We start from the raw sequence: 7,841 nt of genomic DNA, 5'->3' as shown, positions 1-7,841 counted from the left end.
ACTTTTTCAACGTGCCGGCTTGCGCCGGCTGGCCGCGGCCTTGCTGGGCTGCCTGGTGCTGGGCGCGCAGGCACAGCCGCAACTCTGCGCAGGCAAGCCTGTGAAACTGGTGGTGCCGTTTCCGCCCGGCGGCAACGTGGACCTGAGCGCGCGCATCCTGCAACCGGAGCTCGGCAAGCGGCTTGGGCAGCCGGTGATCATCGACAACCGGGCTGGCGCCGGCGGCACGCTGGGCCTGGACGCCGTGGCCAAGTCCGCGCCGGACGGCTGCGTGCTGGGCATCGCCTCACCCGTCAACCACCTCGCGGCCCCGGCGCTGTACCCCAAGCTGCCCTACGACCCGGTGCGCAGCTTCACGCCCATAGGCCTGGTGGCCAGCGTGCCCATGGTGCTGGTGGTCGGCCCGTCCTCGCCGGTGCGTGACGTGCGGGAGCTGATCGACTTGGCCAAGTCGCGCAAGGCGCCGCTGACCATGGCTTCCGCGGGCAGCGGCAGCGGCAACCACATCGTGGGCGAGCTGTTGCAGGAGGCGGCGGGCATCAAGTTCGTCCACGTGCCCTACAAGGGCAGCTCCCCGGCCAACACCGATGTGGCCGGTGGCCACGTGGATTTGCACATCGACCAGCTTTCCTCGCTGTTGCCGCTGCTGCAGGCCGGCAAGCTGCGCCCGCTGGCCGTGACCACCGCCAAGCGCTCGCCGCTGCTGCCCGCGGTGCCGACGCTGGCGGAGTCCGGCGTGCCGGGCTTCGACGCCAGCACCACGCTGGGCCTGGTCATGCCCGCCGGGGTGGCGCCGGACGTCGCGGCGCAGCTCAACGCGTTGCTCAACGAGGTGCTGCAGCAGCCTGCGGTGCAGGATCAGTTCGCCAAGCTGGGCGCCCAAGCGCGGCCGGGCACGCGCGAGCAGTACGCGGAGTTCATACGTACGGAAGTGGCGCGCACGGCCCGCATCGTCCGCCAGGCCAACATCACGCTGGACTGACACCGCCATGCCGCACAACGCCATGCCCTTTGCCGCCGTGGACGCGCACTTCCACGTCATCGCGCCGCAAGAAGCCTTTCCCCAGCACCCGGGCCGCAGCTACACCGCGGCCGAAGCCCCGCTGGAGCGCTGGCGCCAGACGCTGGGCCCCTTGGGCGTGACGCGCGGTGTCGTGGTGCAGCCCAGCTTCTACGGCACGGACAACCGCGTGCTGCTGCGCGCCCTGGCTGAGGGCGGCGGCGACGTGGTGGGCATCGCGGCGGTGGGCGCGGACGTGGGCGACGCCGAGTTGGCCGCATTGGTGCAAGCCGGCGTGCGCGGCGTTCGCATGGCGCATTTCGAGTTGGGCGACCCCAGGCGCATGGGCGGCTTCGTGATGCTGGCCGACGCGCTGGCGCCGCTGGCCCCCCGCTTGCGGGCACATGGGTTGCACCTGCAACTGCTCACGGACAGCCGGCTGCTGGCCGACATCGCGCCCGCGCTGCGCGCCGCGGGCGTGCCGGTGGTGCTGGACCACATGGGCCGCACCCCGGCGGCGCTGGGCGTGCAGCACGCCGGCATGCACGCCCTGTGCGCCCTGATGGACGAGGGCTGGCTGTGGGTCAAGCTCTCGGGCGCGGCCAACATCTCGCAGCAGCCCGGCTGGGAAGATGCGGGCGCCGTGCACCGGCGGCTGCTGGCCGCCAACGCCCAGCGGCTGGTGTGGGGCTCGGACTGGCCGCATACGCGCTCGCATGGCGCCGTGGTGCATACCGGGGACCTGTGGCAGTGCCTGTTGGACTGGACCCCCGACACGGCCGACCGCCGCCGGGTGCTGCACGACAACCCCAAGGCGCTTTACGGCCTGAAGTGAACGGCTTCCGGGCCGCACACGTTTACGCCCGTCTGCACTGCTGTCCAAGAAGAGCCATGCAGGACTTGGCATCCCGTCAGTCAAGAGGTTTCGCCCTCTACTTCGTCATTCCCGCGAAGGCGGGAATCCAGGCGGTCCCCAAGTCGGCCTGCAGCTCGTGAGCCGGCGACCCAAGGTCCAGCACCACAGCCTTCCTCCTTTATCTCTGCGTTCTGACGTGGGGCCGCCTGGATTCCCGCCTTCGCGGGAATGACGACTTGGGGGGCGCTGCGGGCAGGCCTCCGGCGGGCTGCTGCTCACTATCCCTCCGGCCAGCACGGCGCCCGTCCGCAGGCAGGCGCAGCATCGCACGCCGCCTCAGGGCGCCGCAGCCTTCTTGCGCGCGTGCGGTTGCGACGCAGACGCCGTGCGCCGTGCGCGTCCCTTTGCGTCGGCCTGGCCGTCCTGGACGCCCGCGAACAGCTCGATGAGCCGCTGCGCCGCCGGCAGCAGGTAGCTGTCGGCCCTGTAAGTGACGCTCAGGCGCCGCCGCATGGTCGTCTCCTTGAGCACCACTTCCCGCAGCGGCGTGCCTTCGCCGACGTGGTGGCGCGACACGAAGCTCAGCAGCCCCGTTTCCGCGATCAGCGGCGGCAGCATGAACAGCATGGTGCTTTCCACCTGCACCACCGGCCGCGGCAGCCGCGCGCGATCAAAAGCGCTGTCCAGCCAGTCGCGCGTGGGCGCGCCCGGCGGCTGCAGCACCCATTGGTAGGCGCTGAGGTCGGCCATCGTCACCGGCGCCTTGAACACCGGGTGGTCGGCGCTGGCGGCCACCACGATGTTGTCCTCGGCCAGCGGCCGGGACACGAAGCCCGCCTCGGCCGGCGTTTCCGTCGCCACCATCAGGTCGATCTCGCCCGCCTTGAGCTGCGGCTTGAGCGCGTCCACCAGCGCCACCACGGTTTTCAGGGTCACGGCCGGTGCCTCGGCCAGCAGTTGCCGCGTCACCGCCGGCAGCAGGAACTGCGCCGCCGTGGGCACCACGCCCACGCGCACGTGACCTGAGAGACCGCGGCCGATGTCGCCGATCTCGCGCTTGGCGTCCTCCACGTCGAAGCGCATGCGCTGCGCCCACTTCTGCAGCACCACGCCGGCGGGCGTGAGCCGAATGCCGCGCCCCGACTTCTCGAACAGCGGCGCGCCGCACGCCTCTTCCAGCCGCCGCACGCAGCTCGTGAGCGCGGGCTGCGTGCGGTGCAGACGCTGTGCCGCGCGGCCTATGTGCTGCAGCTCGGCAATTGTCTCGAAGTAGCGCAGGTCGCGCAGGTCCATACCAAAAGCTCCATGAATGGGTCGGCAGGAATTATCAAATGGACGTGCAGACCTCACGCGCAAATACTTGCGCGCAGCCGGTGATTGAAGCTCACACCCGTTGCGGTGCCCGCGCTCGCCGGCCGGCGTCAAAAGACTGCCTGAATCCCTTCACCAAGCTGAAAACTCCGTTGATGGTTTTTCCATCAACGGTTTTCATGGCGCCTGCACCACAAGCCCAAAGGAGACCCATGTCCATTCGACATCACGCCCGCGCCACGCTGGCCACCACCATGCTGCTGGGCCTGCCCGCGCTGGCGTTGGCCCAAACCAACGTCACGGTCTACGGCATCGTCGATGCCAGCGTGCGCCGCGCCGACAACGCCGGCCCGGACGGCCAGTCGGTGACCTCGCTCAACGATGGCGTCTACGTCGGCAGCCGCTTCGGCCTGCGCGGCAGCGAGGACTTGGGCGGCGGCATGAAGGCCGTGTTCACGCTTGAAAACGGCTTCGATCCCTCCAGCGGCGCCCTGGGCAACGCCAGCTCCAGCGCCGGCAACGGCAACTCGGCCGCGGCGGGCGGGCGCCTGTTCGGCCGCGAGGCCTCGGTGGGCCTGGACACGCCGCTGGGCCTGGTGACGCTGGGCCGCCAGTACACGCTGGCGCACCCGCTGTCGGGCCGCTTCCAGCCGCAGCCCAACCCGAACCTGGATGCCATCTCCATGTTCAGCACCCACCATGTGGCGCGCCAGGACAACATGGCCCGCTACTACAAGCAGTTCGGCCCGGTGGGCGTTTACGCCAGCTACACCTTCAACGAGGGCAACGGCCGCGGGCGCGGCGTGGGCGCGAGCTACACCGCCGGACCGCTGGACCTGACGGCCTACTACCAGGAGGTGAACAACGCGGGCGACACCGTCACGCGCGGCATTGCCGGCCTGGGCGGCAGTTGGCTCTTTACCAAGGATTTCAAGGCTTTCCTGGGCTACATGAAGCGCAACGACCGCGGCACCGGCCCGCAGCAGGAAAACGACGTGGTCAGCATTGGCGCCAACTACAACCTCACGCCGACCCTGGTGCTGACCGCCAACTACGCGCAGGACCGCCAGAGCGACGTGAACGCCGGCAAGCGCAAGATGGGCTACGTGGGCCTGGACTACCTGTTTTCCAAGCGCACGGACCTCTACGCCGAGGTGGACAACAACCGCCTGAGCGGCGCCTACCCGCTGCCGCGCTTCATGGGCACGCGCGACTCGGCCACCAGCGTGTCCGTGGGCCTGCGCCACCGGTTCTGACGTCCTGGCCGAATCGGCCCCCTGGCGGGGCCGTGCGCGGGTCAGGCTTTCTTCGCCGCCCGCACTGCCAGTGCCCCGTCGCCGGCCTTGCGCTGGCCGTAGGGCGCGCTGAAGGCGCCGTCCTCGCCCCGCACCCAGCCGCGGAACAGGCTTTCCTGCGCCACGCTGGCCACCAGCGTGCCTTCCCGGTTCCACACCTTGCCCTGCGTGAGCCCGCGCGCGCTGGCATTGGCGGCGGCCTGCGCTTCCACCAGCAGCCACTCGTCGGCGCGCACGGGGGCGTGGAACCACAGCGCATGGTTGAGGCTGGCCACGTACAGGCCCGTGCCGGTGCGCGCGTCCAGCAGCGGCGCCAGCGCCACCATGGGGAACCAGTAGTCCGACAGGTAGCCCAGCGCGGCGCGGTGCAGGTTGGGCGCGTCGCCCAATTCGTCGCTGGCGCGAATCCAGTAGCGCAGCGTGCCGCTGGGCTCGCGGCGCAGCAGGAAGTGCTCGGCGTCCAGCGGGCGCATTTCCAGCGAGCGCGAGCCGCCCATGCGTTCGCGCGCGGCCGGGTCCAGCCGGTCGGCCAGGTGCTGCACGGCCTCGCGCAGCGACGGTAAATCTTCAGGCGGCGGCACGCCGTCCGGCAGGGTGGAGCCGGTCACCGGCCCCGGCTCGCCGCGATGGAAGCTGACGTTGGCGCTGAACACCAGCCGCTCGCCCTGGCGGCCGATGACGTGCTGGGTGATGAAGTTGAGGCCGGACAGCAGCCGGCGCACGTCGAACTGCAGCGGTTGATCAGCCAAGCCGGGCGCGAGGAAATTCAGATGCAGGCTGTGCGCCGCCATGGCGCGCCCAAGCCCGTGAGCGGCGGCCATGAGGGCTTGGCCTATGAGCTGGCCGCCGAAGATGGCGCCGTTGACGTTGGTGGCGACACGGTCGTTGGCGAGCACGCCATCGGCGCCGGGCTCCGGCGTCAGCAATTGGGCGAGCTCATGCCGGTCCCAGCCCGCACGGGGCGGGGCCAGGTCGGGCTGCACGGTATTCAGCGGGCGGTGTTGGTCGTTCATGCGCGGCTCCAGCCGCGGGCTGCTGCTTGAGAAGGCTTGGGCGCGTTGGGCCGGCGAGGGCTGTGGGGCGTGTGCATGCTGTGCTGCTCCTTGCGTGCACCGGGGGCCGGCGACTGCATGTTTCGTGTGGCGGCCGGCATGGTAGCGGCACGTCAGCGGGCGCCTTGGCCTCCATGGGCCGCTTTTCAGGCGATCAGCTCGCCCCGGTTGCACCGACCATGCGCCCCCATGCGCAGTTCCGGCAGCTCCACCGTCATTCACCTTCACGCCGAGGCGCCGCCGAAACCTGTGCTGGGCGCGTCTTGCAACGGCTGCGGCGTGTGCTGTGCGGCGGAGCCTTGCCCGTTGGGCATGGTGGTGAGCCGCAGGCGGCAAGGGCGGTGCGCGGCGTTGCAGTGGAGCGATACGGGTTCGCTTTACCGCTGCGGCTTGGTGGCGCAGCCGGCCGACTTTCTGCCGCGCGGCCTGAGTTGGGCTGCGCCGCTGCTGGCGCGCTGGGCGTGGCGGTGGATTGCGGCCGGGAAGGGGTGTGATTCGGCCTGCAGCGTGGGGTGAGCGTCACCAAAGGGCCGTGACGGCCTTGCTGCTCACGACGGGTAGGCGCATGAAGCTGCCGCAAGTGCGGGAGCGCAGTTCGGTGACCAAACGGACTGATCACTCGTGGCGCCAGTAACACCCGACGTTTGAAATCATCGGCGCGGGCGGATTACCGCGACAGGTCCGGTGCATTGATGGGTTGGGCCTCATCTGGGCCTTCTATTTTGAACAACCAAGCAACTGGCAATGTCGAGTCGAAGGCAGACGGCCGACTGGAGCTTCATCATGAGGTCCAACGTGAAAGTAACCAGCGCTGCCTGTCGTCGTTACAGCGCAGCGTCCGTGTCGACTGTCGGTTCAGAATTAATTTCCAACAACAATGGTCGTAGACCATTGATTGCTGCATCAGTTGCTGCCCGACGTTCTACCTGCCACTCTGCCTGTTCTACAAAATCCGGTTTGATCGAATCGTCTTCGACGACCACAGCCCTGCCGAGGTTCGCCGATGAGCCTGCCACTTCCTTGTCAGGCAGATTGCCGTGTTTATCCGCATATTTTTTGAGAAAAGCCATGCCTCCGTTGCATAACCATTCGTCAGATTGCCTCAGGGGCAGTCGCTCTTCCAATCGCAATGTTGCAAGCTTGAATATATTTTCCTTCGTGCGCTTGTCCTGAGTTTTCAGAAATTGCGCGATTGGGCCTCTGAGCAACTGTTCGTACTGAATGACCCGAGATTGGGGTGAAGTCTTGTCCGCGCAACGGGAGCCATCAGATCTCGCCTTTATTTCCGCGAAAAAATACATGGCTGAGGCGTTGTCCTTGAAGCCTGCGTTCCAAAGCCATGCCGAGTATGCGTATGTGTAGCGCGCACTTTCGTTATCGTAGAAACCACGCAGGCGCAGCCAATCCAGTGTTTCCTTGATTTCAAAAACTGCCGCCGGGTCAGGAAGACGCTGAAACGGCTCAAATGACATCAGTTTTTTAAACAGTGGAGTGAGCGAATTTTTTGACTCAAGGTCTTTCAACTCTTGAATGAATTGCGTTTGCGCATCTGCAGCCGGGGTAAGAATGAACGACAGCGTGCCTGCGACAGCCCACATTCGCAGAATGATGGCCACTGTTGGGGCCATAAACGTCGCCGAACCCTGGATTTTCATCGCCAAGCTCACCGCTGAATAAGTAAATCCAGGCCTCGGGCTTGACGAAAATCAGCCCGGACCGCCCGGCCTGCGTGTGGATCTATGGCCACGCCACCAGGCAGTACACGTCGAAGAAACCTACTTTGGCTGGGACAAACGTCATTCTTTTCCTTGACAAGCGCCATGCCAAGAAAATCGGCGCGGAAAAAATCACGGAATCCCTTCCTTGGCTCAGCATTGGGCAACAGGTTTGAGCCGCTGCGCAACAACAGGCTGGGGCAACGCCGTCTGCCCGCGGGCCCGAGATTGCGCGTGAAAGAGCTGGAATTTGATTGCCGCGGTATCGCCGCGCACCCGTGAAATGGCAACGCGGCCCATGCCGGGCCGCGCCACTGCTGCCGCGCCAGGCACGGCAATGGATCGATCACCGCCGGCCAAGGCTATGACTTGGCCGACAGCGTGGTGCGGTATTCACCGCGAGGCCATGACAGCCCCCTCACTCACAACACATGCCCGCAAGCCGCCTCCGGCGTCCGCGTATCCATATTCCTCCCGCGGTTCAGATGGTCATCAATCTCCGCAGCCGCCCCAATCATCCGGCCGTACAGGAACACGGTGAACGCGGCGTTCTCCAGGTCGCGCACGCTCAGCGTCCCGGCTTGGTAGTCGCTCCACAGCATCCCCAGCAGT

At 67.1% G+C, this 7,841-nt stretch carries 8 protein-coding genes; 4 read left to right on the top strand and 4 right to left on the bottom strand.

The genetic code is table 11. The features are described 5' to 3' along the window. A partial coding sequence (locus tag ALA01S_RS29685) for a Bug family tripartite tricarboxylate transporter substrate binding protein (protein WP_157119393.1) occupies positions 1-982 on the top strand: 982 nt, incomplete at its 5' end. Positions 983-989: 7 nt separating this feature from the next. Next, a complete protein-coding gene (locus ALA01S_RS29680; protein WP_066343132.1) occupies positions 990-1,835 on the top strand; it encodes an amidohydrolase family protein in 846 nt (281 codons plus the stop codon). 357 nt (positions 1,836-2,192) lie between these two features. Here ALA01S_RS29680 and ALA01S_RS29675 read toward each other — a convergent pair whose 3' ends face one another. Beyond that, positions 2,193-3,149, bottom strand: coding sequence for a LysR family transcriptional regulator (locus ALA01S_RS29675; protein ID WP_084268079.1), 957 nt, complete (start codon positions 3,147-3,149; stop codon positions 2,193-2,195). 230 nt (positions 3,150-3,379) lie between these two features. On the opposite strand from ALA01S_RS29675, the gene ALA01S_RS29670 reads away from it, so the two are divergent. Then, positions 3,380-4,423: a porin gene (locus ALA01S_RS29670; protein ID WP_066343131.1), complete on the top strand. Its 1,044-nt coding sequence runs from the start codon at positions 3,380-3,382 to the stop codon at positions 4,421-4,423. A gap of 41 nt (positions 4,424-4,464) precedes the next feature. Here ALA01S_RS29670 and ALA01S_RS29665 read toward each other — a convergent pair whose 3' ends face one another. Both ALA01S_RS29665 and ALA01S_RS33745 read right to left on the bottom strand, forming a co-directional pair. Continuing rightward, complete coding sequence (locus tag ALA01S_RS29665) at positions 4,465-5,475, bottom strand: acyl-CoA thioesterase (RefSeq protein WP_066343130.1); 1,011 nt, start codon at positions 5,473-5,475, stop codon at positions 4,465-4,467. Between the two features lie 863 nt (positions 5,476-6,338). Beyond that, positions 6,339-7,175, bottom strand: coding sequence for a hypothetical protein (locus ALA01S_RS33745; RefSeq protein WP_157119392.1), 837 nt, complete (start codon positions 7,173-7,175; stop codon positions 6,339-6,341). Between the two features lie 35 nt (positions 7,176-7,210). On the opposite strand from ALA01S_RS33745, the gene ALA01S_RS33740 reads away from it, so the two are divergent. After that, positions 7,211-7,405, top strand: coding sequence for a hypothetical protein (locus ALA01S_RS33740; RefSeq protein ID WP_157119391.1), 195 nt, complete (start codon positions 7,211-7,213; stop codon positions 7,403-7,405). A gap of 246 nt (positions 7,406-7,651) precedes the next feature. Here the strand turns inward: ALA01S_RS33740 and ALA01S_RS29660 are convergent. Beyond that, positions 7,652-7,841: hypothetical protein (locus ALA01S_RS29660; RefSeq protein WP_157119390.1), on the bottom strand; the 190-nt coding region annotated here is incomplete at its 5' end.

The sequence above is a fragment of the Azohydromonas lata NBRC 102462 genome (assembly GCF_001571085.1).
GTDB lineage: Bacteria > Pseudomonadota > Gammaproteobacteria > Burkholderiales > Burkholderiaceae_C > Azohydromonas > Azohydromonas lata.
This window is presented reverse-complemented; position numbering and strand designations above follow the sequence as displayed.

Coding starts and splice junctions, on each gene's coding strand:
- ALA01S_RS29680 (WP_066343132.1), top strand. CDS start 990: ATGCCGCACAACGCCATGCCCTTTGCCGCCGTGGACGCGCACTTCCAC.
- ALA01S_RS29675 (WP_084268079.1), bottom strand. CDS start 3,149: ATGGACCTGCGCGACCTGCGCTACTTCGAGACAATTGCCGAGCTGCAG.
- ALA01S_RS29670 (WP_066343131.1), top strand. CDS start 3,380: ATGTCCATTCGACATCACGCCCGCGCCACGCTGGCCACCACCATGCTG.
- ALA01S_RS29665 (WP_066343130.1), bottom strand. CDS start 5,475: ATGAACGACCAACACCGCCCGCTGAATACCGTGCAGCCCGACCTGGCC.